The organism is Pseudomonas sp. NA-150, assembly GCF_044336365.1.
Lineage (GTDB): Bacteria > Pseudomonadota > Gammaproteobacteria > Pseudomonadales > Pseudomonadaceae > Aquipseudomonas.
Genome location: NZ_CP172305.1, coordinates 5630084 through 5656691, shown reverse-complemented (window position 1 = coordinate 5656691; position 26608 = coordinate 5630084). Strand labels below are relative to the sequence as shown.

The following is a 26608-nucleotide window of genomic DNA, read 5'->3' as shown; positions in this document are numbered from 1 at the left end:
TGCCGGACCGACCGACGATCAGTGCAGGCGGTGTTCGGTTTGCAAGCGAAAGTAATCGGCTACATACAACAACATCGGAAACAGCATCGCCCAGATCACGGCAAGCAGCAGCATGCTGGGCCACAGCCCCAACGGCAGCCGCACGCCTGCCAACTCTGAGCCCGCGTAATAAGACAGCGGTCCACACACTGCGCCCAGCAGGCAGGCGCGCCACAACGGCTTGGCGGTCCAGGCCAGGCCATGGTTGAGCGTGGTGGCCAGCAGCGCCCAGAGCACCACCAGCCATAGCGGGATTACGGGGCCGCCAGCGTCGAAATCAAAGACGTTACACGCCAGCAACAAACTGTCCACCAGGGTGCCGATCAACGTGACGCTGATGATCAGATCACCTTCGCTGCGCCATGAACTGGTCCACAACAGGTGCACCAGCAACACACCTGCGGCGACCAGCAACCACAGACTGGTGCCGCCCAATACGCAGGCGAACCAGCCAACCTGAAACAGCAACAGGTTGATCAGGTTTTTAGGCATCGAAACGCCCCAGCAGGGGTTGCGCTTGCGCATCGGGTTTCGCCAGCACCAGTTGCGCGGTGCCGATGGTCCGCTCCAGGAAACCGCCCTCGCAGTAGCACAGGTAAAACTCCCACAGCCGCAGGAAGTAATCGTCGTAGCCCAATTCCATCAAGTAGCCGTGAGCGTGACGGAAGTTGTCGTGCCAGATGCGCAGGGTGCGTGCGTAGTGCAGGCCGAAATCTTCCATGTGCATCAGGTTCATGTCGGTGTCGCGACTGACGATGTCCAGCATCCGCTGCACCGACGGCAGGGCGCCGCCGGGGAAGATGTAGCGCTGGATAAAGTCGACGTTGTTCTTCGCTTGCTCGTAGCGTTGCTCGCGGATGGTGATGGCTTGCAGCACCATCAAACCGTTTTTCTTCAGCAGTTGCGCGCACTGCTTGAAGTAGGTCGGCAGGAAGCGGTGTCCTACGGCCTCGATCATTTCGATGGACACCAGCTTGTCGAATTCGCCGGTGAGGTCACGGTAGTCCTCCAGCAACAAGGTAATCCGGTCCTGCAAACCCAACTTGATGATGCGCGCCTCGGTGTAGGCAAACTGCTCTTTCGACAGCGTGGTAGTGGTCACTCGACAGCCGTAGGACTGCGCCGCATAAATTGCCATGCTGCCCCAGCCGGTGCCGATTTCCAGCAAGTGGTCGGTGGGCTTGAGTGCGAGTTTCTGGCAGATGCGATCCAGTTTATTCATCTGCGCCTGTTCCAGGCTGTCGTCTGGCGTGAGGAACTGCGCCGCGGAATACATCATGGTCGGGTCGAGGAATTGCTCGAACAACTCGTTGCCCAGGTCGTAGTGCGCGGCGATGTTTTTCTGCGAGCCTTTGCGGGTGTTTCGATTCAGCCAATGCAGGCCTTGAATGAATGGCCGACTCAATCGGGCCAGGCCGCCCTCCATCGCATCCAGTACGTCGAGGTTGCTGACGAACACCCGGATGACCGTGGTCAGGTCGGGCGTACTCCAATAGCCGTGAATAAACGCTTCACCCGCGCCAATCGAACCATTGCTGGCGACCAGGCCCCAGGTCGCCGTGTCCTGAATGTGGATCTGCGCCTGCAGCAGCGCCCCGGCGGCACCAAACACATGACGTTCGTCGCCCTCAGTCACCACCAACTGTCCGTGTCGCAGTTGCTGCAACTGACGCAACACACCGCGCCGCAGCAGATGAGTGGTGAGGCTGTTGGTGCTGAAACTGGCCGTTACGCTACTGCTTTTCATGGCGAGAATCCTTTGGTTGCACGGCGGCAATGCGGTAGGCGCCGTCGGCGGCCTGATGGGAAAAAACCGGCATTCGCTTGATCAGCAGGCGTAAGGCTTGCCAATAGATCGCCAGACAGGTCTTGGCGGTCATCCACGGGTACGCGAGTAAATAACGATGCAGGCTGGCGCGGTTCAGCGTCTGCCGATGCAGGTTGAGCGTGGCGTCGAACACTTTGTGTTCACCTTGCCAATCGGCCATGTGCACGCCGAGCTTGTCGCTGGGCGGGCTGAAACTCATGCGGTATTCCAGGTCGCGGGGCAGGAACGGTGAGACATGAAACGCCTTGGCCACGGCAAAGTGCTGATGACCTTCACCCTCGGCCGGCAGGACGTAGTGATAGCGCTCGCGCCACGGCGTATTGCTGACCTCACAGAGGATCGCCGCCAGTCGCCCGTCGCTCTCATGGCAATAAAAAAAACTCACCGGATTGAACGCCAATCCCCAACTGCGCGCCTGGGTCAGCAGGCAGATCCTGCCTTGTGGTGCATGGCCGATGGCTGCGCCGACCAACTGGCGCACCGCGTCGATCAGTTTCACGCCCGCGCGGGTGTACTCGCGCAGGTAGTCGCTCTGGCGGAATGAGAACGGCGAAAATCGACTGCCGCCAGCCAGAGGCGATAGACCCAGCACGCTGTCCTGTTCAGCCAGGTCGAGGTACAGCAGGCCGATCCGATAACGGAAATCATGGGCCTTGGGCAGGAACCGCCGATGGGCGATCCAGCCGCTGTAGAGGGCGCTGTTCACAGCAGTTCTCCGAAGGCTTGCGCCACTCGCAGGCCACTGACCACGCCGTCCTCGTGGAAACCGTTGGCCCAGTACGCGCCACAGTAATAGGTGTTGTGGGCGCCGTGCAGTTCCTCCCAACGAGCTTGCGCCGCCACCGCCCTCAGGCTGTATTGCGGGTGTGCGTAGCGATAACGCGCGAGGATTTTGCTCGGGTCGATGGCCGCCGTCTGGTTCAGACTGACGCAGAAACGGGTGTCGGACGTCAGGCCTTGAAGGATGTTCATGTCGTAGGTCACTGCCGCTGGATGCTGACCATCGCCGCCGAGACGGTAGTTCCAGCTGGCCCAGGCCAATGGGCGTTTGGGCAGCAATTGCACATCGGTGTGCAGGACCACGTCATTTTCGGCGTAGGGCAGGGCGCCGAGGATGTGTTGTTCGGCCTCGGTTGGCTGAGCCAGCAGTTGCAGTGCCTGATCACTGTGGCAAGCAAACACCACCTTGTCGAAACGCTCGCTGCCCGCGCGGCTATGGACCACGACACCCTGGTCATCGCGCTCGACCCGACTCACCGGGCAACTCAGGCGGATTTTGTTGTGAAAGCCCGCCGTCAACGGCTCGATGTAGCTGCGCGACCCGCCTTCGATCACGCACCATTGCGGCCGATGGTTGACCGATAGCAGTCCATGATTCTTGAAGAAGCGCACAAAGAATTGCAGGGGGAAGCTCAGCATGTCGGCCAGCGACATCGACCAGATCGCCGCGCCCATCGGCACGATGTAGTGCTCGGTGAAGCGCTGGCCGTAACCGCCGTTTTTCAGGTACGCGCCGAGGGTGGTGTCGGCGGCGATACGGTGACTGTGCAGGTCTGTCAGGGCTTCGCGGTTGAAGCGCAAAATGTCGCGCAACATGCCCCAGAAGGGCGGTGAGCAGAGGTTGCTGCGTTGCGCGAACAAGCTGTTCAGGGAGTTGCCGTTGTACTCGATGCCGGAATCGGGATCGCACACCGAAAAGCTCATTTCGGTGGCTTTGAACGTGACGCCAAGGGTGCCAAGCAAGCGAATGAAATTCGGATAGGTCCAGTCATTGAACACAATGAAACCGGTGTCGATCGCGTGCTGCTGACCATCGACCGTGACATCCACCGTATGGGTGTGGCCACCTACCCATTCCTCTGCTTCGAAGACACTGATGGAGTGCCGACGATTAAGCAGATGGGCCGTCGTCAGCCCGGCGATACCACTGCCGATGATCGCGATATTCATGGGATGTCCTTCTCCATGTCGGGTGAGCGAACCATGCGTCTGGTCAGCGCCAGTTGCAGGCGTGTGGGCAATAACGCCAGCAGGCGCAGAGCGAAAATGAACGGGGTTGGAAAGGCGATTTCCAATGGCCGTTTAAGCCGCAGCAGGCGTTCGGCGATGTGCCGCGCGGCTTTGTCCGCGGGCCAGCGCATGGGCATCGGGAAGTCGTTGTTGGCGGTCAGCGGCGTGTCGACGAAACCGGGGCTGACGATGGTGACGTCGATCCCTTCGTGGGCCAGGTCGATGCGCAGCGCCTGAAACAGGTAGCGCAGACCCGCCTTGGAGGCGCCATAAGCCTCGGCCCGGGTCAACGGCAGGAAGGTCACCGAGCTGCAAACAGCCACCAGGTGTGGGTCTCTGCCCAGTCGTAACAGCGGCAACGCTTCCTGTACGCAGTAACTGCTGGCCAACAGGTTGGTGCGCACCACACGCTCAACCAGCGCCGCATCGAAGTGTTTGCAGTTGACGTATTCGCAAGTTCCCGCGTTGAGAATCACCGTGTCCAGCGAACCCCAGACCTGGGCGATGCGCTCGCCGATCTCCATCACCTGTTCGTTGTCGGTGATGTCGCCCGGCGCCAGCAACACCTGATGCGGATAACGTTCGTCCAGCGCTTCCAGTGGCCCGACCGTGCGTGCGGTCAGGGCCAGACGGTGGCCGGCCTTGAGCAGTTCTTCGGCCAGGGCCAGACCAATGCCGCTGCTGGCGCCGGTCAGCCAGATGCTGCGTTCCTTGTCGAGGTTCATGCGAGCCTCCTTTTCAGCCAGGCAATCGCCCTGCCGAGAACGGGGACGTGCTCATAAAGCATGGCGCCGGCATCGAAGAAGTCGCGGTGCTGGTAAACCTTGTCGTTCCACAACAAGTGCGAGCAGCCCTCGACCCGAATCAACTGGCCAGCGTTCAGGCGCGGGTGGCGGTAGCTCATTGTCCAGCGCAAGTAACCCTTGCCTTCACGAACCTGGTCGAAGGCATAGAAGTCGAAACGCAGTTGGCTGACGTTGGCGTACATTTCACCGAAGTAACGCTGTACATCGCGCAGCCCGTGGACTTCGTGCAGCGGGTCGGTAAACACCACGTCATCGCTGTACAGTTCCCGCAACTGGTGCAGATTATCTTTGTCCAGTGCGGCAAAGCGTTGGGCAAAACTGCGCAGGAAATCACTCATGGCGACCTCCCATTGCCTGGCGCGGCGGCAGGTTTTTGAAGGCCGCCAGGGCACGTTCGCGACTCTTGCCCAGGTCGACGATGGGCCTTGGATAATCGGCCACACCGAACAACCCGCCAGCCGCTGCCGGGTTATGAATTTCTTTTTTGTTCAGCTCTGCCAATTCAGGTAACCACTGCTTGAGAAAACGCCCGTCGCCATCGAATCTTTCTGACTGACTGAGTGGATTGAAAATGCGGAAATAGGGCGCCGAGTCGGTGCCGGTGGATGAGCTCCACTGCCAGCCGCCGTTGTTCGCGGCGAGGTCACCGTCGATCAGGTGCTGCATGAAAAATCGCTCGCCGAGACGCCAATCGATCAACAGATTTTTAGTGAGGAACATCGCCACGACCATGCGCAGCCGGTTGTGCATCCAGCCGGTTTCCAGCAACTGGCGCATGGCGGCGTCGATGATCGGCAACCCGGTGCGTGCTTCCTGCCAGGCCGCCAACTCTTCCGGGGCATCGCGCCATTGCACGGCATCGGTTTCCGGGCGGAAAGCACAGTGCCGGGAAACCCGCGGGTAACCGACCAGGATGTGCTTGTAGAACTCGCGCCACAGCAGTTCGTTGATCCAGGTGACGGCGCCGATGTTGCCGGTCTCGAACTCGCCGTGATTGCTCATCAGCGCGGCATGCAGGCACTGACGCGGCGACAGCACGCCCGCCGCAAGGTACGCCGACAGCTGACTGGTGCCGGGCTTTGCCGGGAAATCCCGTTCGCTCTGGTAGTAGTTGATCTGTTCGTCGGTGAACATTTCCAGACGCCGACGCGCCTCGGCTTCGCCGGCGGGCCACAGCGCGCGTAGCGATTCACTCGGCGTGCTTAAGCCGGCGACGGTGTACGGCACGCTGTCGCTGTGGATGTGCACCGGAGGCTGCGCTTTCGGCGCGTGCACCATTGAAGGCATGGCCTCGTGCAAGCGCGCGTAACAGACCTTGCGGAACTGGCTGTAGACCTGAAAGTAACTGCCGGTCTTGGTCAGAACACTGCCGGGCTTGAACAGCAATTGATCAAGGTAACTGTGGAAATGAACGCCGGCGTTTTGCAGGGTCTCGGCTACCTCGCGGTCGCGACGGGTCTCGTTGATGCCATATTCTTCATTGAGGTGCAGGCCTTCGACGCCCAGTTCCCGGCACAGCTTCAGCAGTACGGCCGGCGCCTGGTCCCAGGTGTCGGCGTGACGAATCAACAACGGCACATTCAGTTCGCCCAGGGCTTGGCTCAGCTCGACCAGATTGCGCAACCAGAAGTCCACCTTGCAGGCGGCATCGTCATGGGCTTGCCATTGTCCGGGGCTGATCAGGTACACGGCGACACTTGGCCCGCGTTGCAGGGCGGCACTCAGGGCGGTGTTGTCGTGTAGGCGCAGATCGCAGCGCAGCCATATTAGTTGCATGTGTCTTTCCTTAGATGAGCCCCAGGCGTTGCAGCTCGGCCTGGGCAGTCAGCGGATCTTCGGCGAGGGTCAATCCGTCAATCTCAGTGGTACATACGGATAGCTCGTCGAAATGGATGCGTACCGTTGGTCCGGAAATCAATTTCGGGCAGGCGATGTTTGCCAATAGGCGGGGCAGTAACGGCAGGTTCAGCGATTTACTCGAATACAACAGCACCCCGCGGGGTTGCAGGTATTCCACCGCCAGCGCCAGTTCGCCCACCGGCACCGGCCAATCGAAGATTTCTACCGGGCAGTCGGCGCTGCTGATCAGCCAGGCGGTGAGCCACAGATGCGGCTCCATGGGCACGTCCGACTGGTTGACCAGCAACAGCGGGGCGCCGTGCAATTGGCGATTGTTGTAATAGATGCGCGCGCCGAACTTGCTGCGCAGCCAAGAGTAGAAAAACACCTGCTCCAACTGCGCGCCGAAGTGGCCCTGCCAACGCCTCTCAAGCTCCGCCAACAGCGGCAATAGCAACTGTTCACACAGTGTTCGCGGCGGATACAGGGCCATCGCCTGGTTGAAGGTTTCGTCGACTTTGCGTTCGGCCAGTTGGCTGATGGCCTGGAGCAAGGCCTGGCGCAAGGTGTCCCAGTCGCTTTCCGGTTGGCTGGCGATAGGTTGTTGTGCATCCAGCAACTGCTTGACCTGGCTGACTGATACGCCACGGTTGAGCCAGGTCAGAATCGCGAGGATTCGTTGCACATGCTCGGCCGAATACAGCCGATGGCCCTTGGGCGTGCGCTGTGGCACTACCAGCCCGTAACGTCGCTCCCAGGCGCGCAGGGTCACGGCATTGACCCCGGTTTGCCGGGCGACTTCGCGGATCGGCAGCCAACCTTGTTCCAGTGCCTGCGCATAGTTGTCGGGCAGGGACGTTTCGTCGGGCCCGTTATCGGTCGACTGTTTCATGGTCTAAATCGCATTTCGCAAGCTGAGATTTTCCGGGTGTGGTTGCAGGTAAACCTGCTGCGCCACATACGAATCCGGGTGCTGGCGCAAGTGATGCTTGAGCAGTGTCAGCGGCACCACCAGCGGCACCACGCCTCGGCGGTATTGGGCGATCAGGCGCTGCATTTCCTCGCGGTCTGGCTCGCTCATGGTTTTTTTGAAATAGCCATTGAGGTGTTGCAGGACGTTGGTGTGCGTACCGCGCGTGGCACAGCGTTTGAGCGCGGTCATCAGTGCGCTGAAGTAACGCGGGCCGACCTCGTTGGCATCGGCCTTGGCCATTGAGCCGAGCATTTTCCCCAGCACCCGGTATTGCGCCGGGTTGTTGGCCATCAGTTGGTATTTGTAGCGTGAGTGGAACTCGGTCAGGGTGCGACGGCTTAGCCCTTGCCGCCGCAGGGCTTGCCAGTCGGCGTAGGCGAATACGCGGGTGATGAAATTTTCCCGTAGTACCGGGTCGTTAAGGCGCCCGTCTTCTTCCACGGGCAAATCGGGCACTGCGGCGCAGAAAGCCTGTGCATAAATGCCTCGGCCGACAGGCGTGGGCAGGCCGTTTTCCTGAAATACCTTGACCCGCTCAAGACCACAAGAGGGAGATTTTTGCATGAAAATGTAACCGCAGATGTCGCTCATCTGCTGTGCCATGTGCTGACCATAATCGGCCAGTGGCTGGGTCACGTTCAACTCGGTATGCACCGTGCCGACGGCTTGCGGATGGTCCGGATCGCCAATCAGACGAATAGGCTCGCGAGGGATGCCCAGGCCGATCGCGACTTCCGGGCACGCCGGCACGAAGTCGAAATACTCTTTCAGCCGCTGAGTACACAGCTGCGACTCCTTGTGCCCGCCGTTGTAACGCACCTCTACGCCCATCAGACAGGCGCTGACGCCGAGCTTGGGTTTGTGAGGGGCGGGTGAGTCGGTCATGACAAGCCTCTACGCAGACTTGTACAGATATTATTTTCTGTACAATTTTTATCTATCATAGGTTCGAGGCTGTACAAGTCAAATTTTTTGTATAGGAATTGTCACGGATTTCTAGCGCAAGGCGCGCGGTCGGTAGGAGCTGGCTTGCCTGCGATAAGGTCGGAACGACTTTCCAGCAATCTGATATTCACCATTTTGCCAGCGCTTCGCACTGGATCGCAGCGGTGCGGCTATCCGATAAGCCTGCTCCTACATAGGACGGCTTACTGCCAGCCCATACGCCAGACGTCGGCGTCCTGCAGGGTTTGCCACGGCAGGCGTTCACTGCGCCGGGTGAGGATCGCCTGCAATTCGATATCCAGCACAGTGCCTTCGTCGTCGCAGAACAACTCGGTCACCAGAAAGTGTTTTTCGCGGTGTCGGGGGAGGGCTGCTGTCCATTTCGACAGCAGCAACTTGCGCGGATTGATGCGGTTAATCTAAATGCTCCAACAGGCGGCGGGCGGCTTCCTGGCCGCTGAGCCATGCCCCTTCGACGCGGCCGGAGAGGCACCAGTCGCCACAGACATACACGCCCAGATCGGAGTCGGACAGGGTTCCCCATTCATGGGCGGTGGCCGGTCGGGCATACAGCCAGCGGTGGGCCAGGGTGAATGCCGGAGCGGGCATGGCGCAGCCGAGCAACTCGGCGAAGGCACCGTGCAATGCTTCGATCACCGCTTCTTTGGGCAGGTCCAGATGCTTTTTACTCCAGGCGCTGGAGGCATGCAGGACCCAGGTGTCCGGGGTGCTGGCGCGCCCAGGCTTGCTGCGGTTACGGGCCAGCCAATCCAGCGGGTTGTCCTGGACGAAGCAACCTTCCATGGGTGTTTCCAGCGGCGTGTCGAACGCCAGCGCGACGGCCCAGGTCGGCTCCATCAGCACCCCGGCGGCAACTCCGGCGAGCTTCGGCGCAGCCGCCAACAAGGTCGTCGCCTGCGGTGCCGGGGTCGCGATAATCACGTGACTGAACGGGCCGTGGGTCACGCCTTCGGCGTCTTGCAGGCTCCAGTGCTGGACACCGCGAAACACTTCAGTAATCCGGCACGAGAAGGTCACCGGCAGGTCGCCGCGCATGGCTCGGGTAATCGCACTCATGCGCGGGTTGCCAACCCAGCGCACCTGTTCATCGGGCGACAGGCTGAGCTGACCGTAGCGGTAGTTATAGAGTTGAGGTGTCCATTCCGCGACATAGCCTTGGGCTTGCCATTGCTGAACGACTTCGACGAAGCGCCGGTCGCGCGCGGTGAAATACTGCGCGCCCATGTCGAGGGCGCCGGCATCACTGCGTTTGGTCGACATTCGGCCGCCGCTGCCGTGGCTTTTATCGAAAAGATGGACAGAGTGCCCGGCCGCGTGGAGCGCCTGAGCCGCTGAGAGTCCGGCGATGCCGGTACCGATGATTGCGATGGGTACAGTCATGGTGGCCTCGTTACCTTGTCCGTACAGACTACGCCGTAGTTAAAACCTGTACAATAATGTTGTTCGGTATAACTTACTGCTGCGTGCTGATCGTACGGCTCGAAATCTTCAGTCTGGTGCCTGATTGAGTTTATTCAACTATCCGAACGAGTCGTAAAGCGTCACCGTCTTCAGGCGTGACCTATGGTTTAGACAACGGGTTGGTCAATTTCCTAAGGGCCAACTCAAGGTCGCGACTGAAAAGCTGCCACCTGTAATCAGTAGACTAAGGATTTACGGCGAACGCCACGCGAGGAGCACGTCATGCACATATTGCTGACCGGCGGTACTGGTTTGATCGGGCGCCATCTTTGCAAACACTGGAGCGCGCAAGGCCATCAACTTACGGTCTGGAGCCGCAGGCCGGCGACGGTGGCCAAGCTATGTGGTGCAGGGGTTCATGGCATCGCAACGCTGGACGATCTCGGCGTGCAGCCGGTCGACGCTGTGATCAATCTGGCCGGGGCGCCGATTGCCGATCGCCCGTGGACCCGAGCACGCAAGGCGTTGCTGTGGGAGAGCCGTATCGGCCTGACGGAACAGTTGCTGGCCTGGCTTGAGCGCCTTGAGCAGAAACCCTCGGTGCTGATTTCCGGTTCGGCGGTGGGCTGGTATGGCGACGGTGGCGAGCGTGAGTTGAACGAAGAGGCCCAGCCAGTCAACGAAGACTTTGCCAGCCATTTGTGTGACGCCTGGGAAGAGACCGCGCAGCGTGCCGAAGCCTTGGGTATACGCGTGGTGCTGGTACGCACCGGGCTGGTTCTGTCGAGCCACGGCGGCTTTTTGCAGCGCCTTTTGCCGCCGTTCAAATTGGGGCTGGGCGGCCCGATTGGCAACGGTCGGCAATGGATGCCATGGATTCACTTGCAGGACCAAATTGCCCTGATTGATTTTCTGTTGAATCGTGTCGACGCCAAGGGTCCGTATAATGCCTGCGCGCCTCATCCGGTGCGCAACCGCGAATTCGCCAAGATGCTGGCGGCCGTTTTGCACCGGCCAGCGTTCATGCCGATGCCGGCATTGGCCTTGCGCACGCTGTTGGGCGAATTGTCAGTACTGTTGCTGGGGGGCCAACGGGCGCAACCGGCTCGATTACAGGCGGCAGGTTTCTCTTTCCGCTTCACCGATCTGCATGCGGCCTTGGAAGACGTAGTGGGCCGCCACTGAAATAGGATGTTGCATGACTGATCACGCGCTGTTGCTGGTGAACCTGGGGTCACCGGCTTCGACCCAGGTGGCGGATGTCCGCAGTTACCTCAATCAATTTTTGATGGACCCATACGTCATCGACTTGCCGTGGCCGGTCCGGCGTTTGCTGGTGTCGTTGATCCTGATCAAGCGCCCGGAGCAATCGGCCCATGCCTACGCCTCGATCTGGTGGGACGAAGGTTCGCCGCTGGTGGTGCTGAGCAAGCGCCTGCAACAGGCCATGGTCAAGGAGTGGAAACATGGCCCGGTGGAACTGGCGATGCGCTACGGCGAGCCGTCGATTGAAACGGTGTTGACCCGTCTGGCTGCGCAAGGTATTCGCAACGTCACGCTGGCGCCGTTGTACCCTCAATTCGCCGACAGCACCGTGACCACGGTGATCGAAGAGGCCAAGCGGGTAGTAAAAGCCAAGCGCCTGGAGATGCAGTTTTCGGTGCTGCAACCTTTCTATGATCAGCCCGAATACCTCGATGCGCTGGTGGAAAATGCTCGCCCGCACTTGCAGCAGGATCACGATCATTTGTTGCTGAGCTTCCACGGGCTGCCTGAGCGTCATCTGCACAAGCTCGACCCCACCGGCAATCACTGCTTCAAGGGCGCTGACTGCTGCCAGAATGCTTCTGCCGAAGTGATTGCCACCTGCTATCGCGCGCAATGCCTGCGTTCTGCGGCGTTGTTCGCCAAGCGCCTGGGGCTGGCCGATGGCAAGTGGTCGGTGTCATTTCAGTCGCGTCTGGGACGAGCGAAGTGGATCGAACCCTACACCGAAGCGCGCCTTGAGGCGTTGGCGCAGCAAGGGGTGAAAAAGATTCTGGTGATGTGCCCGGCGTTCGTTGCGGACTGCATCGAAACGCTTGAGGAGATTGGCGATCGCGGCAAAGAGCAATTCCGCGAGGCCGGGGGTGAGGAGTTGGTACTGGTGCCGTGTTTGAACGACGACCCGAACTGGGCGGCGGCGTTGAATACGCTGTGTAAGCGGGCGCCGGTGATGTTGTAGGAGCGGGCTTGCCCGCGATGGCGGCTTGTCTGACCCCTCTACTGTAGGAGCCAACTTGTTGGCGAGCAGCTTGACGCGGTGTGTCAGATACACCGCCTCGCGAACAAGTTCGCTCCTACAGTGGAAGCGGTATTAGAGCATCTCTTCCAGCTTCTTCTTTTCCTTCCAGCTGTCATTGCCCGGCAGCAGCAAATTCAGGGCAATCGCGACAACGGCACACAGGGCGATGCCCTTGAGGCCGAAGTCGTCTGGTCCAGTGCCGGTGCCGATCAGTACGCCACCAATGCCGAACACCAGCGTCACCGAAACAATCACCAGGTTGCGCGCTTCGGCGAGGTCGACCTTGTGCCGGATCAGCGTGTTCATCCCCACCGCCGCGATCGAGCCGAACAACAGGCAGAGAATCCCGCCCATTACCGGTACCGGAATGCTTTGCAGCAGCGCACCGAACTTGCCGATGAACGCCAGACTGATGGCGAAAATCGCCGCCCAGGTCATGATCTTCGGGTTGTAGTTCTTGGTCAGCATCACCGCGCCGGTGACTTCGGCGTAGGTGGTGTTGGGTGGCCCGCCGAACAATCCGGCAGCAGTGGTGGCGATACCGTCGCCAAGCAGGGTGCGATGCAGGCCTGGGGTCTTCAGGTAGTCACGCCCGGTCACGCTGCCGACTGCGATCACCCCGCCGATATGCTCGATGGCCGGCGCCAGCGCCACAGGCACGATGAACAGAATCGCCTGCCAGTTGAACTCCGGCGCAGTGAAGTGCGGCAGTGCCAGCCAAGGCGCGGCGGCAATTTTTACCATGTCGACTACGCCGAAGTAGAACGACAAGGCAAAGCCCACCAGCACGCCGGAGATGATCGGCACCAGACGGAATATGCCTTTACCGAACACCGCAACGATCACGGTGGTCAGCAATGCCGGCATCGAGATCATCATCGCTGTGTGATAAGGAATCAGCTGTGTGCCATCACCAGCCTTGCCCATCGCCATGTTGGCGGCAATCGGCGCCATCGCCAGACCAATGGAAATAATCACCGGGCCGATCACCACCGGCGGCAGTAGACGGTCGATAAAGCCAGTGCCTTTTATCTTCACGGCCAGGCCGAGGAAGGTGTAGACGAAACCGGCCGCCATCACCCCTCCCATGGTCGCGGCCAGGCCGAACTGGCCCTTGGCGAGGATGATCGGGGTAATAAAGGCAAAGCTCGAGGCGAGAAATACAGGCACCTGACGCCCGGTCACCACTTGAAACAGCAGTGTGCCAAGCCCGGCGGTAAACAGTGCGACGTTGGGGTCAAGGCCGGTAATCAGCGGCATCAGCACCAGTGCGCCAAAGGCCACGAACAGCATCTGCGCGCCCGACAGCACCGTGCGCCAGAGTGGATCATTGAATTCATCCGGCTTCATCAGGCGTCCTTCTGCTTGGTGCCGAATATCTTGTCACCGGCATCGCCCAGACCCGGAATGATGTAACCGTGCTCGTTCAGACGCTCATCAATGGACGCGGTGTAGATCATCACATCAGGGTGCGCTTTCTCGACCGCGGCGATACCTTCAGGCGCCGCCACCAGCACCATCGCGCGAATTTCCTTGCAGCCGGCTTTCTTCAGCAGGTCGATGGCCGCGACCATCGAGTTACCGGTGGCCAGCATCGGGTCGATGATCATCGCCAGACGTTCGTTGATTTCCGGAACCAGTTTTTCCAGGTAGGTATGCGCTTGCAGGGTCGCTTCGTTGCGCGCCAGGCCGACGGCGCTGACTTTCGCACCGGGGATCAAACTGAGCACGCCATCGAGCATGCCGATGCCGGCGCGCAGGATCGGCACCACGGTGATTTTTTTGCCGGCGATTTTCTCGACTTGCACCGTGCCAGCCCAGCCTTGGATCTCGTAGCTTTCCAGCGGCAGGTCCGCGGTCGCTTCGTAAGTCAGCAGGGCACCGACTTCCTGAGCGAGCTCACGGAAATTCTTGGTGCTGATGTCGGCACGGCGCATCAGGCCGAGTTTGTGGCGGATCAGCGGATGGCGGATCTCACGGATAGGCATAGGGAAAGGCTCCGGCGGGGGGCAAAAAAACGGCCCAGATTAATCTATTCGGCGGTTGCTGTCTTACGGCTGTTGCTGATTTATCCTACGGTGTTAGTGGTACTTAATGGCTGCATTCGGAACGTTAGTCCAGAAACACTTGCTCTGGCCGAGACGGATGCGTACCTTTGCCGGCTTTTCGTCTACCGCCCCCTTGGAGAGCGCCATGTCCGCTGATCTCGAGCATATCCGTCAAATCATGCGCGAAGCTGACTGCCTGTACACAGAAGCTGAAGTTGATGCGGCCATCGCCCGTGTCGGCGCTCAGATCAACGCCGAACTGGCTGATAGCAACCCAGTGGTGTTCTGCGTGATGAACGGCGGCCTGATTTTCTCCGGCAAGCTGCTGACGCATCTTAACTTCCCGCTGGAAGCGTCCTACCTGCACGCTACCCGCTACCGCAACGAAACCACCGGCGGCGACCTGTTCTGGAAGGCCAAGCCGGAAGTGTCGTTCATCGACCGCGACGTCCTGATCATCGATGACATTCTTGACGAAGGTCACACCCTCGGCGCGATCATCGACTTCTGCAAACATGCCGGCGCTCGCGCGGTGCACACCGCCGTGCTGATCGACAAAGACCACAACCGCAAAGCCCGTCCAGACCTGAAAGCCAATTACGTCGGCCTGCCGTGCATCGACCGCTACATCTTCGGTTTCGGTATGGACTACAAAGGCTACTGGCGTAACGCGGCCGGAATCTACGCGGTCAAAGGGATGTAATGATGAGTACTCTTCGCTTTCTTGATCAGGCGCTGTTTATCGATTTGGCCGAGAAAGCTGCGGCCAATCCGCGAGGCCGTCAGCACCATAACTTTCACCAGATGGAAGAACCCTGTCATCGGATGGCCGTGGGCATGCAACCTGATACCTATGTGCCGCCGCATCGTCATTTGAGCGCCGATAAGGCCGAGTGCCTGTTGGTGCTCAAGGGCGCGCTGGGCCTGCTGACGTTCGACGAGAATGGGCAATTGCTGGAAAAACGCTTGATGCAGGCCGGTGGTGACTGTGTCGGTGTCGACCTGCCGCCTGGCGTGTTTCACGGTCTGGTGGTGCTGGCCCCGGACACGCTGATGTTCGAGTGCAAGGCCGGGCCGTATCGGCCGGTCAGCGAGGCTGAAATCGCCCACTGGGCCCCTCGCGAAGGTGAAGCCGGTGTGGCTGAGTATCAGGCCTGGATGCGCGCGCAGTTCGATTGACGAGCAAGCTGGCTCCTACGCCTTTGGCAGAAGCAGATTGCGGAGCCTTCAAAATGCCCAAATCCTGGCGACCGGTTCCTCCGAATGCGGCCCAGATCGATCGCAGCCTTCGGCAGCTCCTACAGGTCCTTGCCGAAGCTGCTAAAGTGCTCGCCAGCTTTTCCGGGGAGCCGACATGACGTTTTTGATTCGTAGCACTGCGGCCTTGTTAGTGCTGTTCAGCCTGCCACTGGCCGCCGCCACGACACCGCCCATGCACGCGCAATACCTGCCGCCTGACGACCAGGCGTTGCGCGAGGATGTGCCGGAGCAGCAGCAACTGCTACAGATCACCGATTACTCGGTGGTCATCGGCAGTCAGCGCGAGTCGACACAGCAACCGATCCCGGTCACTTCCCCTTTATTGCTGCGCCTGAAAGGCAAGCCGATGAACAAGGGCGCGACCGTGTCTGAGGTGCTGGTGCACTTCGACGGCGAAAGCAAAAGCCTGAAAAAGCCAGGCTTCGATGAGAAAACCCATACCCTGACCCTGTATTACCCCATGACCCAGTACCGGGCCGTGATCGATCTGCTGCGCAATGAAAAGGTTTATTGCCAGTTCCTCACCTACGCCAATGGGCATGTCTGGGCGGATTTGCACACGACCGAGCTACACGCGCGTTGAGCGTCGGGGTGGGCGAGGGGTAAACTGCCAGCCCGTGAAATGTCCGCGAGTCAGTTGGAGTCAGCAGCAATGCGTAAAGATAAGAAGCAGGTGATTGGTGATGAGATCGGCGATGCGCAGATCAAATTGTTCCTCGACTTTGAACCAGTCGATGCCACTTCGCCGTCGCTGCACAAACTGATCAAAGGCTACCGAGGCCTGCGCATCAATGATTTCGAGCGCTTTCTGGTGTTCTTCCTCGAGGCCGGTTACGACCTCGATGGCAAGGACGAGCACGGCAAGACGTTCGTTGAGTTGATTGCCGATCAGCGCAATGCCGACGAATACATCGAACTGATTGAAAAGGCTCGTGGTTAACCTTTTTCATCAATAGCTACAGGCGTCTACGGACGTCGAACGATAAATCGTGAATTAAACGCCCGAGGTGCAATGCCTCGGAGCGGTCGTTGTCTTTTATTTGAACTACAGATTCTTTCTATATTTCCTACTTTTTTATAATCCAATTCTCAGTGCGGGATCTGCTGGGTTGGGTTATCGTTTAATCGTACCTTGAGTACAAAAGTTCACTGAGAAAATATTATTTAATTGAAATGGAATTCAATGATGAATAAACAAATATGGCGTGTGTGCGGGTGGCTTTTCTTAATGGGGAGTGCAAGTTCTGCCTATGCAACTTCGTCTACGACAATGACCTCCACAATCATCAATAAAACCGGAGAGGATTTGACGCTATCGTCCGCGGATTGGCCTTTCGGCAGTTACTCGTATCAGGACTATGCCATTCCCCGCTATCACAAGGGCGCGTTCACGGTGAAACACTCCAGTCGTATGGAAGGGGATGCGGTATTTACCTATCGGGCCGGCGGCAAAGCCTGCCAGTTCAGTGTCGGTCATAAACCAGAGCGAAAGACGGGGTGGCTGATGTATTCCATCGAACCGGTAGAGTGGGCAAAGGCAAAGACGGTCGGGGACGTGGGGGCGATCTGCAGGGCATTGATACCCACTCGTAAGTCGGAAGATAACTATGTCATCACGTTTATTATGGGGTAAGCCTTTCGAGCGGCTGTTTTAAAGGTTCTATTGCTCAGCGTGCCCGAAGGGGTGTCTACTTTTTACGATTGAAAAAGGAATTTCAATAATGCGTCATACGTGTTTTTTACAGGCCGTCCTGTGGGTGTGTTGTGTCTTTTCGATAAACGTCGCTCAGGCGAATGGGAAAATGGCGTTTACGGGGTATGTCACAAACAACACTAAAAATGAAGTTCATCTCTGGGATCCCAATTGGGATGTTGGCGATAGAGACTGGGAAGCGTTCACTATTCCCGCCGGAGAAGTCGGTGCTTTTAATGTACCGCTGGATGCGAAGGGGGGCGTTGTTGATTTTATCATTCGCTCCCCAACACAAGCGTGCTATTTCACGACCGGCCATGCCATCAAAAAAACGGTAAAAGGGCCGATGACGCTCATCGGTCCTCACCATTGGACAAAGACACAATCTCTGGGTCGTACTGAAGCTGTCTGCAAAGCAGAAGTCACTAATTATGTACGTCTTAAAGAATTTGAAGCGCATTATTATATGGAGTAACAGGAGGTGTTCTTGCTCTCCTTGAGGATGGCTAAAATTTCTTGAAAGGAAGCTCAGTAATGAAAGTGGCAATTGGAGCTGTGGGTATTCTTGCGGGTTGTCTGTTTGCGCTTAATACCGCTTGCGCAGGTAATGGGCAAGCGTTGACTGCCCAGCTGCACAATCAAACAATAGATGAAATTAAATTGATTTCAGCTAATTGGTCTTTGGGCGATGCATTGCCTGAGAGGTTTGATATTCCGGCGGGTGCGCGAGCGAACCTCAACATTATCCATCCGAATCAGCCTGTTTCTGAAGTGTCGTTTCGCTACAGTTCTGGAAACAAGTCCTGCACCTTCAGGGCAGGGCATGGGGTTAAAAAATCGTTTGGTTGGTTCACGCCTACAGAAACGCCCTTTCACTGGGCAAATGCAAAGTCGGAAGGAAGTTTTGTCGCGTCGTGCACCGCCACGGTCAGTCGTTCTACGCCGGGCCAAGAATATTCAGTGCAGTTCAGCATGAAGTAGTGTGTCGGCGGCGTTCGTAAGTCGACACAACGGATATAAAAAACCCCGCCTGCGAAGGCGGGGTTTTTATTGACGCTCTGATATCAGAGAAGCATCAAGCGATGCGTTCGGCTTCGCTGCTCTTCTCGACCAATTCCAGGCTTTCGTTGGACGCTGCGTTGACGCGCTGGTACAGCTGCGCATCGGTTTCCAACGCCTTTTCACGGGCCGGGAAGATCTCGTTGAGCTTGGCCGCCCACTCACCCTGCGTCTTGTCGGCGAAGCAGCGCTGGATCAGGTCAAGCATGATCGACACGGTTACCGAGGCGCCCGGAGAGGCACCCAGCAAGGCCGCCAGCGAACCGTCCTTGGCCGATACCAGTTCAGTACCGAATTGCAGGATGCCGCCTTTTTTCGCGTCTTTCTTGATGATCTGCACGCGTTGGCCAGCCGTTTCAAGGCGCCAGTCCTCGGCTTTGACTTCAGGGTAGAAGCGGCGCAGCGAGTCAAGACGTTGTTCCATCGACTGCATCACTTCGCTGACCAGGTACTTGGTCAGGTCCATGTTGTCGCGCGCCACGGCCAGCATCGGACCGATGTTGGCGACGCGAACCGACAATGGCAGGTCCATGAGCGAGCCATGCTTGAGGAACTTGGTGGTAAAGCCAGCATAAGGCCCGAACAGCAGCGAAGTTTTGCCGTCGACCACACGAGTGTCCAGGTGCGGTACCGACATCGGCGGCGAACCCACGGCGGCCTGACTGTAAACCTTGGCCTGGTGGTGTTTGACCACTTCCGGGTTGTCGCAACGCAGCCACTGGCCGCTGACCGGGAAACCACCGAAACCTTTGCTTTCTTCGACACCGGACATTTGCAGCAACGGCAGTGCCGCGCCACCTGCGCCAAGGAATACGAATTTGGCGTCGACTTCTCGGGTATTACCGGTGTTGACGTCCTTGATGCTGACGCTCCAGCCATCACCCTTGCGGGTCAGGCCGGTCACGCGCTTGCAGTACTTGACCTGCGCATCCGGTGTACTGGAGAGGTGCTTGAGCAACTGATTGGTCAGGGCGCCGAAGTTGACGTCCGTCCCTCGCATGACGCGGGTGGCCGCGATACGCTCGTCGGCCGCGCGCCCCGGCATCATCAGCGGCATCCACTCGGCCAGCTTGGCCTTGTCTTCGGTGTATTCCATCGCCGAGAACGCATGATGCGTGTGCATCGCTTCGAAGCGGGCTTTCAGAAAGGAAACCCCTTCTTCACCCTGGACGAAGCTCAGGTGAGGGACCGGAGTGATGAACGATTTCGCGGAGCCGAACGTGCCTTTCCTGGCCAGATAGGACCAGAATTGCTTCGACACTTCGAACTGAGTGTTGATGTGCACCGCTTTCTTGATGTCGACGGAGCCGTCGGCCGCTTGCGGCGTGTAGTTCAGCTCACATAGCCCGGCGTGACCGGTACCGGCGTTGTTCCACGGGTTGGAACTCTCCGCCAGCGCCAGAATCCATCAACTCAACGACTTCCAGTTTGAGGCTGGGGTCGAGCTCCTTGAGTAGCACTGCGAGGGTGGCACTCATGATGCCTGCCCCAACCAATACCACATCGACTGCTTCGTTATGCGCCATTAACGCGTCTCCAAAATCTGCAGCACCAAATTGACGGCATACGATCCCGAGGTCAGCTGCCATGCGTAGTAGGGGCGTGCATTCGATAGTGCCCCAGGTCACTCATGGCCAGGATCGCCATGTCCGATTCTTCGCAATTTTTTGCATCTTCAGCGGACGCCACCAACCGGGCTTCGAGTTCCTATGAACTCACTTTGAGGCTCGACTGGCAATTCGACTATCGTCAAGGCGTCCGTTTGTGCAACCAAATCCGTAGTGGACAGGCTTCAGGCTCCGGTAAAGGAGACTGCGCAGCAGCGGTCAGCCCTGTCCAACAGGGCGGGGACAGACGTTAATGGTGTCAGTACAAACGCAAAACTATTCATTTGCTCGCCACACTCTTGTGAAGTAGTGAAAACCCGTTTTTTTCACGCTCTTTTGGAGTCGTGAACCTCAAAAAAGAACTGACGAAAAGGCAGCTCTGGCAGACCGGATGCAGGTAAGGGCAGGGCGGACTGGCGAGGAACGTTCGAAAGGATCGAGCATTTCGACACCGGATCCGCGAGCACTGACACGTGCGCACGATCTGTGTGGGCGGCTCTCTGTGGGCGGTGCGGGGTGCTAATACAAGGCATTAGCGATGCTGCGAGGCCCGATCAGGAGACGTCCTTATAATCGGGGGGAGATTATAGCGATGAAACGGGCGGAATTGATCGTATTAACTGACTTTTATTAGCCGTTCGGTCAGTTTGTCAGCGATACAGTGGTTCTTGGGGAGTGAGGGCCAGTGCTGACGCGGGCTTTATCGGGCAGCGGCTTGTTCAGCCAACTGGGGCAAAAGCCGTTGATTACCACCCACCCAGCGCCGTTTGGCGGTGTGGCGCAGTGGTGAAAAGACAGGCAAACCCCGCTGTTGTCCAACAGGGCGTAATAGCGATGTTTGCGGCGCGGGGTGAACAATGACCAAAGAAAATTCATGGCACGGCTCCTGTTTGGCTGCCTGAGGTGAAGCTTGCCTAAGGCAAGTGACATGTAGGTGACATTGCGCCAGTGAGATGTGTGAGAAAAACATGTGCTGCGCAATGTTGCCAGGGAACCTAAACCACAGGGTTCAGCTCTGATTCAGCTAGTGAGCCGCCCGTCGGCACCGCTATACTGCCCGCCAATATTGATTCTGGCCCTGGAGAGATGAGTATGTTGAATCGCCTGTTGTTCGGTTTGCTTGCTGTAGGCAGTTTGACCCTTGTCGGCTGTGCCCACAGTCCGCAACAACTGAGCCCGCAACCCAAGCTAACGAGCCAACTGGCTCCGGTCGGGCATGGCCAGCCAGTGGTGGTCCGTGTCGTCGATGGACGTCCGTCGCCAACCCTGGGGACCCGTGGCGGTCTGTACCCGGAAACCAGCGCTATCAGCGTTCAGGCTGCAGACTTGCTGCCCAAGCTGCAACAGCAGGCTGAAGCGGCCGTGCGGCTGTTGGGCTACACCCCGTCAAGCAACAATGGCAACGCGCCACAGCTCACCGTAACGTTGGCGGACCTGAAATATCAGTCGCCTAAAGAAGGCCTGTACGTGACTGAAGCGACCATCGCCGCGACCTTCCGCGCCGACGTGCTGAACAATGGCCGCAGCTATAACGGCCGTTATGCCGCGTCGCTGGATCAGCGCTTCGGTATGGCACCGAACGAAGAGACCAACACCAAGCTGGTCAGCGATGTACTCAGCGATGCGCTGACCCGCCTGTTCCAGGACCCAACCATCGGCAAGGTGTTGGGCCAGTAATACGGTCTGATTGGCGGTAACCCTGTAGGAGCGAACTTGTTCGCGAGGCTATATTCCTGACACACCGCCTCGCGAACAAGTTCGCTCCTACAGGTATCACATATCTGGCCTACGCCGCTTCCTGATAGAACCCCAAATAGCTCACACCCGTATGCAGGTCCAGTTCCGGGAGATCGTGATGCTGATGGCCACCCAGGGCGCAGTAGACCAGCCAATGGCGGTCATGCACGTTGAAGGACAGCGCATCGATCAGCGCTTGCTGTTCATCGCTCTGGGCGATCAGATACAACCGATCCTGGTTCTCTGCGTGCAACATGAGTGGCTCACTATTGGGTATCGAGGAGCGACACAGTGGCGGGTTCAGGTTACGTTACGGTGACGACGGGCGACTGCTCGTCGCCGCGATAAAAAGCACTGCAAAAAAAGGCGCCCGAGAAGAGGCGCCTTTTTTAATCCGCGTGTCTCGTCCTGAATAAGGTTTACACCTTCTGACCTATCTTCAGGAGGATGTAATGGAATCAGGCAAAAGGCGGAGCCAGCGTGACTACACGCTAGCCTTTAAATTATCGGTCGTAGACCAAGTCGAAAAAGGCGAGTTGGGTTATAAAGAAGCCCAACGGCGCTATGGCATCCAAGGCCGGTCCACGGTGCTGGTCTGGTTACGCAAGCACGGTCGGCAGGACTGGAGCCTAGGCGCATCAATTCGAGAGCCGAGGAGCAGGTCCATGACCGAACCAAACCTCCCGTTGACGCCCGAGCAACGGATCAAAGAGCTTGAAGAACAGTTGGCGCTAAGCAACCAGAAAGCGCAGTTCTTTGAAGCTGTCGTGAACGTTCTGAAAAACGACTACGGTGTTTGCGTCGTAAAAAAGCGATCCGGCAAGTCCTCACCCAAGGGCAAATCAAAGACCTGAGCATTTCCAGGGCTTGCCAGTTCATGGGCATTTCCCGACAGGCATATTACAAACGTAACCGAGCGTTTGACGCGCGCGCGAAGAGCGCCCAAACCGTAATGGGCTTCGTTCTTGAGACGCGCCTTCAGTTGCCTCGGTTAGGTACTCGCAAGCTGCATAGTCTGATGCACTCAGAGCCCGACGAGGCCCTGAAGGTCGGTCGAGACCGGCTGTTTGATATCTTGCGTGACCGCCGTCAGCTGGTTCAGCGCAAGCGTGCCTATCACAAGACAACTGACAGCCATCATCGCTTTCGCCGACACCCCAACCTGCTCAAACCTGGCCCTAATCAGGCTGTGGCTACAGGTCCCGAGCAGGTTTGGGTCGCAGATATCACCTACTTGCCTACGCAGCAAAGTGTCGTTTATCTGAGCTTGGTGACGGACGCTTACTCTCGCAAGATTGTCGGCTATCACGTGCATGAAAGCCTGCACACGGCATCAGTCATCCAGGCAATGAGTAAAGCGCTGCGACAAAGGAAAACCGATCAGCTACTGGTTCATCACTCGGATAGAGGTGCCCAGTATTGCTCTGATCTTTACCAAAGGCTGCACGCCAAGCATGGCGTCAGGTGTTCGATGACCGATGGCTATGACTGCTATCAGAACGCGCTCGCAGAGCGTGTGAACGGCATTTTGAAAACAGAATTCTTGCTGCACCGCCCCAAGGACTTGGCTGATGCGACCCACATGGTTGGAGAGTCTGTAAGGATCTACAACGAGAAGCGGCCCCACCTAGCCTTGAAATACAAAACGCCCGATGCGGTGCATCGGGCGTTTTTGAAGTGAAACAGGTGTAAACCTATTTCAGGACTAGACAGCGAGTGATTTACAGCGGCACGCCAGCCTTGACCCGGTACTGATTGCGTACCGGTGTCGCGTATTGCAGCACCAGCCACGGGCGATGCTCGGCCGGACAGCCATCGAGCCGTCGCTGCCATGCTTCTTGCGCACGAGCCAGTTCGTCAGCCGGGAACACCTCGGCCGCGCTCGGCACGTTCAGCGTCGGATCGATGTCCGTCCATTGCGCGTAAGCGAGGTAATGCACCGGGAACAGGCGGTAGCCACCGAGAATCTGCCGATCCATTTCGATCGCCAGTTGCTTGGTGTCCTCGAACAATCCGGTGATGGGCTGCGCAAAGCTGACGTGCACTCGGCCTTTGTAGCCGGTGATCCCCAGCGCAATGCTGACGTCATCCTCGCCTGGCGCTTTGGTGTAACTGCCGGTGGTAGCGCGGATGTACAGCTCGCGCGCCTTGGCGTGATCGCAAGGGTCATACTCGTAGCTGATCGACACCGGGGTCAGGTTCAGTGACTGAATCACCTCGGCAAACGGCTCGTCCTTGCGGCTCATGTGAAACATCTTGAGGATCGCCGACTCGGTGCGATCGTCTCCATCCTTGGCGCGGCCTTCGGCCTGGGCGATCCAGATCGACTGGCAGTCATTGAGCAGCGAATGGCTGATGTACGCCGACAGCAACTGATACGCCGCCATCTTCTCCTTCCGCCCGCTGATGGAGCGATGCACGATGAAGCTCTTGTTCAGGCGCATCAGGTCGCTGACGAAGGGCTTTTGCAGCAAGTTGTCGCCAATCGCGATGCGCGGTGTTGGCAGGCCGGCATGGTACACGGCGTAATTGACGAAAGCCGGGTCCATCACGATATCGCGGTGGTTGGCCAGAAACAGGTAGGCCAAACCGGATTTCAGTTGTTCGACGCCGGTGTAGGTCACGCCATCGGTGGCGCGATCAATGGTCCGGTCGACATACACTTCGACCTTGTCCTGCAGGGACGCTACCGAATGAACGCCGGCGAACTCCTTGCGCAGGCGATAGGTTATAAGGGGTTTCAGCAGCCAGCCGAACGCATCGGCCAGGCGTGGAAAGCGGTAGTGGGTGAGGATATCCAGAAGTGCCTTGTCGCCAAGCAGGCGCGCCAGTACGGCTGAGACTTCGGCGTCGTCGTAAGGTCGGATGGCATCAAATTCGCCCATCATGCTCTCTTGTTGTAAACGTCTAGGGTAAAGGTAGGCTGGATCTGAAATAAACACTGACAAAAAATAACCAGCCCTCAAAATGGTTGGCGATTATACGCACAACTGATGCCGGAGACCGCGATGCAGGAAATTCAACGTTATGACTGCCCCTACTGCGGGGAATCGGTTGAAGCCGTGCTGGATTTGTCCGGCGGTGACCAGTCCTACATCGAAGACTGCCCGGTGTGTTGCCGGCCGATAGTGTTCGATTTGCAGACCGATGGGGACGACTGGAACCTCGATGTGCGCAGCGAGAACGAATAATGCAAAGAATCTACGAGCCGGAAAATCTGATGGAAGGTGAGTTGTTGCAGAGCATGCTCGCCAGTGAGGGTGTCGAATCGCACTTGACCGGTCGTGATTTGCTCGGCGGTGTCGGCGAGCTGCCGGTGTTTGGCTTGCTGGGGCTGTCGGTCGACAATGACCAGGCCGAACAGGCACGTCAACTGATCGCCGCGTACAATGCCGCCCTGCCGTTGTCGGGTGATGAGCCTGATACCTTTCCTGATGTGCTCGTCTGCTGAAGAGAGTTTGTTGCCCTTATGTGTGGACGTTATGCCCTGTTTCGCTGGAATCCCGCCTTTGCGGCACTGCCCGGCTTTCCTGCTGACCAGCGAGCGCAATGGAATATCTCGCCACACGATTCGGTGTTGATGTTGCGTAACGCGGAGGGCCAGCGCGAAGTCGCCCGGGCGCGTTGGGGGCTGACGCCGCCGTGGTTGACCGATATGTCGCGCACACCGGCCCACGCCCGCGCCGAAACCGTGGCCGAGCAGCCGATGTTTCGTGAGGCATTTCGCTTGCGCCGCTGCCTGCTGCCGGCCAACGGTTTTTACGAGTGGCGCGGCACCACGCGCAAGCGGCCATTCTGGTTGACGCCAGGGGAGGGCTCGTCGCTGTTCTTCGCGGCGATTTGGGAGGCTTTCCCGGTGGATGAAAACGTCTACCTGAGCGTTGCCGTGGTGACCCAGGCAGCGGCCAGCCAGCGGCGTCCGTTGATTCTTGATGCCGAAGGGCAAGAAGCCTGGCTGAATCCCGAGACCCCGGTCCACACCCTGCAAGCACTGCTGGCCGGCGCGCAAGCCCCGTTGCGTGAGCGACCGCTGGCCAATCTGGTGAACGATCCGAAGCTCAATGCCCCAGAGTGTTTGACCCCGGGTTAATAGATACGCGAGCGCTCTGTAGGAGCTGCCGAAGGCTGCGATAAGGTTGGAACAACCTTCGCGATGTCGATTGATCGCAGCCTGCGGCAGCTCCTACAGTGGATTTGTGCCTGCCGCAAAACCACTGTGGGAGCTAACTTGTTGGCGAATGGGTTGATGCGGTGCGTCAGGCACACCGCCATTCATTACGTGCTTGTCAGACCCAACCACTGACCTGCATCGCCTTGTACACTGCGACCACTGCCAGGATGAAAAACGCACAGGCAGCCAGACGTCGAATCAGCGTCAACGGCAGTTTGTCGGCAGCGAAGTTGCCGGCCAGCACCACCGGTACGTTAGCGATCAGCATGCCCGCCGTTGTGCCCAGAATCACCAGCCACAGATGCGAATACTGCGCGGCGAGCATCACCGTGGCGATCTGCGTTTTGTCACCGATTTCGGCGATGAAGAACGCAATCAGGGTGGTCAGGAACGGCCCGAACTTGCGCGCGGAGTTGCCTTCGTCATCGTCCATTTTGTCCGGGACCAAAGTCCACAGCGCAGTGGCGGTGAAGCTGGCGGCGAGAATCCAGTGCAGGGTGGCATCGGAGAAGAAACTGCCGAACCAGGCACCGACCGCACCGGCAGCAGCGTGGTTGGCGAGGGTCGCGGCGACGATCCCGGCGATGATTGGCCAGGGTTTGCGAAACCGTGCGGCAAGAATCAGGGCGAGCAATTGCGTCTTGTCACCGATTTCGGCCAAGGCGACAACAGCGGTGGGGATCAGCAGGGATTCCAGCATCAGGGTTTTCCTAAGGGGCGGGTCAACACGGCTATGACACGTACAGCCTCCCCGCCCCGGGTAAGGTGTTCGTGTCATAGGTCTTGTCAAACCACCGATCTGTCTAAGCAGATCTGGGTCGCACGCACCATGGTCTGTTGACCAAGTATGTTGATACGTGCCGGACGAGCATGGCGCTCGTGGGAGA

At 58.4% G+C, this 26608-nt stretch carries 30 protein-coding genes and 1 pseudogene; 14 read left to right on the top strand and 17 right to left on the bottom strand.

Annotation, left to right across the window (positions count from 1 at the left end):
• Positions 1-18: 18 nt before the first annotated feature.
• The 11 genes from ACF0H7_RS26595 to ACF0H7_RS26545 all read right to left on the bottom strand — a co-directional run bounded on the left by ACF0H7_RS26595 (position 19) and on the right by ACF0H7_RS26545 (position 9841).
• On the bottom strand, positions 19-531 hold the full coding sequence (locus tag ACF0H7_RS26595) for a DUF2878 domain-containing protein (protein WP_397449810.1): 513 nt from the start codon (positions 529-531) through the stop codon (positions 19-21).
• Positions 524-1786, bottom strand: coding sequence for a class I SAM-dependent methyltransferase (locus ACF0H7_RS26590; RefSeq protein WP_397449809.1), 1263 nt, complete (start codon positions 1784-1786; stop codon positions 524-526). The genes ACF0H7_RS26595 and ACF0H7_RS26590 overlap by 8 nt, the downstream gene beginning before the upstream one ends.
• Positions 1773-2573, bottom strand: coding sequence for a DUF1365 domain-containing protein (locus ACF0H7_RS26585; RefSeq protein ID WP_397449808.1), 801 nt, complete (start codon positions 2571-2573; stop codon positions 1773-1775). Before ACF0H7_RS26585 ends, ACF0H7_RS26590 begins: the two co-directional genes overlap by 14 nt.
• Complete coding sequence (locus ACF0H7_RS26580; RefSeq protein ID WP_397449807.1) at positions 2570-3817, bottom strand: NAD(P)/FAD-dependent oxidoreductase; 1248 nt, start codon at positions 3815-3817, stop codon at positions 2570-2572. The genes ACF0H7_RS26585 and ACF0H7_RS26580 overlap by 4 nt, the downstream gene beginning before the upstream one ends.
• Complete coding sequence (locus ACF0H7_RS26575; RefSeq protein WP_397449806.1) at positions 3814-4602, bottom strand: SDR family NAD(P)-dependent oxidoreductase; 789 nt, start codon at positions 4600-4602, stop codon at positions 3814-3816. Before ACF0H7_RS26575 ends, ACF0H7_RS26580 begins: the two co-directional genes overlap by 4 nt.
• Entirely contained in the window at positions 4599-5021 is a 423-nt protein-coding gene (locus ACF0H7_RS26570; protein WP_397449805.1) for a nuclear transport factor 2 family protein, read from the bottom strand. Before ACF0H7_RS26570 ends, ACF0H7_RS26575 begins: the two co-directional genes overlap by 4 nt.
• Positions 5014-6459 (bottom strand): deoxyribodipyrimidine photo-lyase, encoded by a 1446-nt coding sequence (gene phrB, locus ACF0H7_RS26565; RefSeq protein WP_397449804.1) that lies wholly within the window; start codon positions 6457-6459, stop codon positions 5014-5016. The genes ACF0H7_RS26570 and phrB overlap by 8 nt, the downstream gene beginning before the upstream one ends.
• Before the next feature lie 10 nt (positions 6460-6469).
• Positions 6470-7414 carry a MerR family transcriptional regulator gene (locus ACF0H7_RS26560; RefSeq protein ID WP_397449803.1) on the bottom strand — a complete coding sequence of 315 codons (945 nt, stop codon included), beginning with the start codon at positions 7412-7414 and terminating at the stop codon, positions 6470-6472.
• 3 nt (positions 7415-7417) lie between these two features.
• A complete protein-coding gene (locus ACF0H7_RS26555) occupies positions 7418-8380 on the bottom strand; it encodes a YbgA family protein (RefSeq protein ID WP_397449802.1) in 963 nt (320 codons plus the stop codon).
• Positions 8381-8643: 263 nt separating this feature from the next.
• Positions 8644-8859 (bottom strand): TIGR02450 family Trp-rich protein, encoded by a 216-nt coding sequence (locus ACF0H7_RS26550; RefSeq protein ID WP_397454029.1) that lies wholly within the window; start codon positions 8857-8859, stop codon positions 8644-8646.
• A complete protein-coding gene (locus ACF0H7_RS26545) occupies positions 8855-9841 on the bottom strand; it encodes an NAD(P)/FAD-dependent oxidoreductase (RefSeq protein WP_397449801.1) in 987 nt (328 codons plus the stop codon). The genes ACF0H7_RS26550 and ACF0H7_RS26545 overlap by 5 nt, the downstream gene beginning before the upstream one ends.
• Before the next feature lie 303 nt (positions 9842-10144).
• Between ACF0H7_RS26545 and ACF0H7_RS26540 the strand changes: the two genes are divergently transcribed.
• The gene (locus tag ACF0H7_RS26540) at positions 10145-11047 is read left to right on the top strand and encodes a TIGR01777 family oxidoreductase (protein WP_397449800.1); all 903 of its coding nucleotides are present in this window, start codon (positions 10145-10147) and stop codon (positions 11045-11047) included.
• A gap of 13 nt (positions 11048-11060) precedes the next feature.
• The gene (gene hemH, locus ACF0H7_RS26535) at positions 11061-12086 is read left to right on the top strand and encodes a ferrochelatase (RefSeq protein ID WP_397449799.1); all 1026 of its coding nucleotides are present in this window, start codon (positions 11061-11063) and stop codon (positions 12084-12086) included.
• A 132-nt stretch (positions 12087-12218) separates the two neighbouring features.
• Here the strand turns inward: hemH and ACF0H7_RS26530 are convergent, their stop codons facing one another.
• Together ACF0H7_RS26530 and upp are read right to left on the bottom strand one after the other, a co-directional pair.
• The gene (locus ACF0H7_RS26530; RefSeq protein WP_397449798.1) at positions 12219-13496 is read right to left on the bottom strand and encodes a uracil-xanthine permease family protein; all 1278 of its coding nucleotides are present in this window, start codon (positions 13494-13496) and stop codon (positions 12219-12221) included.
• Positions 13496-14134, bottom strand: coding sequence for a uracil phosphoribosyltransferase (gene upp / locus ACF0H7_RS26525; RefSeq protein ID WP_397449797.1), 639 nt, complete (start codon positions 14132-14134; stop codon positions 13496-13498). Before upp ends, ACF0H7_RS26530 begins: the two co-directional genes overlap by 1 nt.
• Positions 14135-14339: 205 nt before the next feature.
• Between upp and ACF0H7_RS26520 the strand changes: the two genes are divergently transcribed.
• The 7 genes from ACF0H7_RS26520 to ACF0H7_RS26490 all read left to right on the top strand — a co-directional run bounded on the left by ACF0H7_RS26520 (position 14340) and on the right by ACF0H7_RS26490 (position 18128).
• Positions 14340-14897 (top strand): hypoxanthine-guanine phosphoribosyltransferase, encoded by a 558-nt coding sequence (locus ACF0H7_RS26520; RefSeq protein ID WP_397449796.1) that lies wholly within the window; start codon positions 14340-14342, stop codon positions 14895-14897.
• A 2-nt stretch (positions 14898-14899) separates the two neighbouring features.
• Entirely contained in the window at positions 14900-15373 is a 474-nt protein-coding gene (locus ACF0H7_RS26515) for a WbuC family cupin fold metalloprotein (RefSeq protein ID WP_397449795.1), read from the top strand.
• A 175-nt stretch (positions 15374-15548) separates the two neighbouring features.
• Positions 15549-16037, top strand: coding sequence for a hypothetical protein (locus ACF0H7_RS26510; RefSeq protein ID WP_397449794.1), 489 nt, complete (start codon positions 15549-15551; stop codon positions 16035-16037).
• Between the two features lie 69 nt (positions 16038-16106).
• Positions 16107-16394 (top strand): PA4642 family protein, encoded by a 288-nt coding sequence (locus ACF0H7_RS26505; RefSeq protein ID WP_397449793.1) that lies wholly within the window; start codon positions 16107-16109, stop codon positions 16392-16394.
• Between the two features lie 243 nt (positions 16395-16637).
• A complete protein-coding gene (locus ACF0H7_RS26500; RefSeq protein ID WP_397449792.1) occupies positions 16638-17087 on the top strand; it encodes a hypothetical protein in 450 nt (149 codons plus the stop codon).
• Between the two features lie 88 nt (positions 17088-17175).
• Complete coding sequence (locus ACF0H7_RS26495; protein ID WP_397449791.1) at positions 17176-17622, top strand: hypothetical protein; 447 nt, start codon at positions 17176-17178, stop codon at positions 17620-17622.
• Between the two features lie 59 nt (positions 17623-17681).
• A complete protein-coding gene (locus ACF0H7_RS26490) occupies positions 17682-18128 on the top strand; it encodes a hypothetical protein (RefSeq protein WP_397449790.1) in 447 nt (148 codons plus the stop codon).
• A 94-nt stretch (positions 18129-18222) separates the two neighbouring features.
• On the opposite strand, the pseudogene mqo reads toward ACF0H7_RS26490, so the two are convergent.
• Positions 18223-19732 (bottom strand): annotated as a pseudogene (gene mqo, locus ACF0H7_RS26485) (malate dehydrogenase (quinone)).
• A 1173-nt stretch (positions 19733-20905) separates the two neighbouring features.
• Here mqo and ACF0H7_RS26480 point away from each other — a divergent pair.
• Positions 20906-21490 (top strand): YajG family lipoprotein, encoded by a 585-nt coding sequence (locus ACF0H7_RS26480; protein WP_397449789.1) that lies wholly within the window; start codon positions 20906-20908, stop codon positions 21488-21490.
• Positions 21491-21599: 109 nt separating this feature from the next.
• Here the strand turns inward: ACF0H7_RS26480 and ACF0H7_RS26475 are convergent, their stop codons facing one another.
• On the bottom strand, positions 21600-21806 hold the full coding sequence (locus ACF0H7_RS26475) for a hypothetical protein (protein WP_397449788.1): 207 nt from the start codon (positions 21804-21806) through the stop codon (positions 21600-21602).
• A gap of 196 nt (positions 21807-22002) precedes the next feature.
• On the opposite strand from ACF0H7_RS26475, the gene ACF0H7_RS26470 reads away from it, so the two are divergent.
• Positions 22003-23231 (top strand): IS3 family transposase gene (locus ACF0H7_RS26470; RefSeq protein WP_397449392.1). Its coding sequence is split into 2 segments (ribosomal slippage): positions 22003-22354 and positions 22354-23231, totalling 1230 coding nucleotides; the frame shifts between segments, so codons are not numbered across the junction.
• 40 nt (positions 23232-23271) lie between these two features.
• On the opposite strand, the gene ACF0H7_RS26465 is transcribed toward ACF0H7_RS26470, so the two are convergent.
• Positions 23272-24435 carry a 1-acyl-sn-glycerol-3-phosphate acyltransferase gene (locus tag ACF0H7_RS26465; protein WP_397449787.1) on the bottom strand — a complete coding sequence of 388 codons (1164 nt, stop codon included), beginning with the start codon at positions 24433-24435 and terminating at the stop codon, positions 23272-23274.
• 123 nt (positions 24436-24558) lie between these two features.
• Here ACF0H7_RS26465 and ACF0H7_RS26460 point away from each other — a divergent pair, with 123 nt between their 5' ends.
• From ACF0H7_RS26460 to ACF0H7_RS26450, 3 genes are read left to right on the top strand one after another with little or no spacing between them, the layout of a single operon-like run.
• On the top strand, positions 24559-24741 hold the full coding sequence (locus ACF0H7_RS26460; protein ID WP_397449786.1) for a CPXCG motif-containing cysteine-rich protein: 183 nt from the start codon (positions 24559-24561) through the stop codon (positions 24739-24741).
• Entirely contained in the window at positions 24741-25001 is a 261-nt protein-coding gene (locus ACF0H7_RS26455) for a putative signal transducing protein (protein ID WP_397449785.1), read from the top strand. Before ACF0H7_RS26460 ends, ACF0H7_RS26455 begins: the two co-directional genes overlap by 1 nt.
• An 18-nt stretch (positions 25002-25019) precedes the next feature.
• Positions 25020-25640: an SOS response-associated peptidase gene (locus ACF0H7_RS26450; RefSeq protein ID WP_397449784.1), complete on the top strand. Its 621-nt coding sequence runs from the start codon at positions 25020-25022 to the stop codon at positions 25638-25640.
• A gap of 196 nt (positions 25641-25836) precedes the next feature.
• Here ACF0H7_RS26450 and ACF0H7_RS26445 read toward each other — a convergent pair whose 3' ends face one another.
• Entirely contained in the window at positions 25837-26421 is a 585-nt protein-coding gene (locus ACF0H7_RS26445; protein ID WP_397449783.1) for a TMEM165/GDT1 family protein, read from the bottom strand.
• Between the last annotated feature and the right edge of the window lie 187 nt (positions 26422-26608).

Excerpts from the sequence above, each read along its gene's own strand:
- ACF0H7_RS26595 (WP_397449810.1), bottom strand. The coding sequence starts at position 531 with ATGCCTAAAAACCTGATCAACCTGTTGCTGTTTCAGGTTGGCTGGTTC.
- ACF0H7_RS26590 (WP_397449809.1), bottom strand. The coding sequence starts at position 1,786 with ATGAAAAGCAGTAGCGTAACGGCCAGTTTCAGCACCAACAGCCTCACC.
- ACF0H7_RS26580 (WP_397449807.1), bottom strand. The coding sequence starts at position 3,817 with ATGAATATCGCGATCATCGGCAGTGGTATCGCCGGGCTGACGACGGCC.
- ACF0H7_RS26575 (WP_397449806.1), bottom strand. The coding sequence starts at position 4,602 with ATGAACCTCGACAAGGAACGCAGCATCTGGCTGACCGGCGCCAGCAGC.
- ACF0H7_RS26570 (WP_397449805.1), bottom strand. The coding sequence starts at position 5,021 with ATGAGTGATTTCCTGCGCAGTTTTGCCCAACGCTTTGCCGCACTGGAC.
- phrB (WP_397449804.1), bottom strand. The coding sequence starts at position 6,459 with ATGCAACTAATATGGCTGCGCTGCGATCTGCGCCTACACGACAACACC.
- ACF0H7_RS26560 (WP_397449803.1), bottom strand. The coding sequence starts at position 7,414 with ATGAAACAGTCGACCGATAACGGGCCCGACGAAACGTCCCTGCCCGAC.
- ACF0H7_RS26555 (WP_397449802.1), bottom strand. The coding sequence starts at position 8,380 with ATGACCGACTCACCCGCCCCTCACAAACCCAAGCTCGGCGTCAGCGCC.
- ACF0H7_RS26545 (WP_397449801.1), bottom strand. The coding sequence starts at position 9,841 with ATGACTGTACCCATCGCAATCATCGGTACCGGCATCGCCGGACTCTCA.
- ACF0H7_RS26540 (WP_397449800.1), top strand. The coding sequence starts at position 10,145 with ATGCACATATTGCTGACCGGCGGTACTGGTTTGATCGGGCGCCATCTT.
- hemH (WP_397449799.1), top strand. The coding sequence starts at position 11,061 with ATGACTGATCACGCGCTGTTGCTGGTGAACCTGGGGTCACCGGCTTCG.
- ACF0H7_RS26530 (WP_397449798.1), bottom strand. The coding sequence starts at position 13,496 with ATGAAGCCGGATGAATTCAATGATCCACTCTGGCGCACGGTGCTGTCG.
- upp (WP_397449797.1), bottom strand. The coding sequence starts at position 14,134 with ATGCCTATCCGTGAGATCCGCCATCCGCTGATCCGCCACAAACTCGGC.
- ACF0H7_RS26520 (WP_397449796.1), top strand. The coding sequence starts at position 14,340 with ATGTCCGCTGATCTCGAGCATATCCGTCAAATCATGCGCGAAGCTGAC.
- ACF0H7_RS26515 (WP_397449795.1), top strand. The coding sequence starts at position 14,900 with ATGAGTACTCTTCGCTTTCTTGATCAGGCGCTGTTTATCGATTTGGCC.
- ACF0H7_RS26510 (WP_397449794.1), top strand. The coding sequence starts at position 15,549 with ATGACGTTTTTGATTCGTAGCACTGCGGCCTTGTTAGTGCTGTTCAGC.
- ACF0H7_RS26505 (WP_397449793.1), top strand. The coding sequence starts at position 16,107 with ATGCGTAAAGATAAGAAGCAGGTGATTGGTGATGAGATCGGCGATGCG.
- ACF0H7_RS26500 (WP_397449792.1), top strand. The coding sequence starts at position 16,638 with ATGATGAATAAACAAATATGGCGTGTGTGCGGGTGGCTTTTCTTAATG.
- ACF0H7_RS26495 (WP_397449791.1), top strand. The coding sequence starts at position 17,176 with ATGCGTCATACGTGTTTTTTACAGGCCGTCCTGTGGGTGTGTTGTGTC.
- ACF0H7_RS26490 (WP_397449790.1), top strand. The coding sequence starts at position 17,682 with ATGAAAGTGGCAATTGGAGCTGTGGGTATTCTTGCGGGTTGTCTGTTT.
- ACF0H7_RS26480 (WP_397449789.1), top strand. The coding sequence starts at position 20,906 with ATGTTGAATCGCCTGTTGTTCGGTTTGCTTGCTGTAGGCAGTTTGACC.
- ACF0H7_RS26475 (WP_397449788.1), bottom strand. The coding sequence starts at position 21,806 with ATGTTGCACGCAGAGAACCAGGATCGGTTGTATCTGATCGCCCAGAGC.
- ACF0H7_RS26465 (WP_397449787.1), bottom strand. The coding sequence starts at position 24,435 with ATGGGCGAATTTGATGCCATCCGACCTTACGACGACGCCGAAGTCTCA.
- ACF0H7_RS26460 (WP_397449786.1), top strand. The coding sequence starts at position 24,559 with ATGCAGGAAATTCAACGTTATGACTGCCCCTACTGCGGGGAATCGGTT.
- ACF0H7_RS26455 (WP_397449785.1), top strand. The coding sequence starts at position 24,741 with ATGCAAAGAATCTACGAGCCGGAAAATCTGATGGAAGGTGAGTTGTTG.
- ACF0H7_RS26450 (WP_397449784.1), top strand. The coding sequence starts at position 25,020 with ATGTGTGGACGTTATGCCCTGTTTCGCTGGAATCCCGCCTTTGCGGCA.
- ACF0H7_RS26445 (WP_397449783.1), bottom strand. The coding sequence starts at position 26,421 with ATGCTGGAATCCCTGCTGATCCCCACCGCTGTTGTCGCCTTGGCCGAA.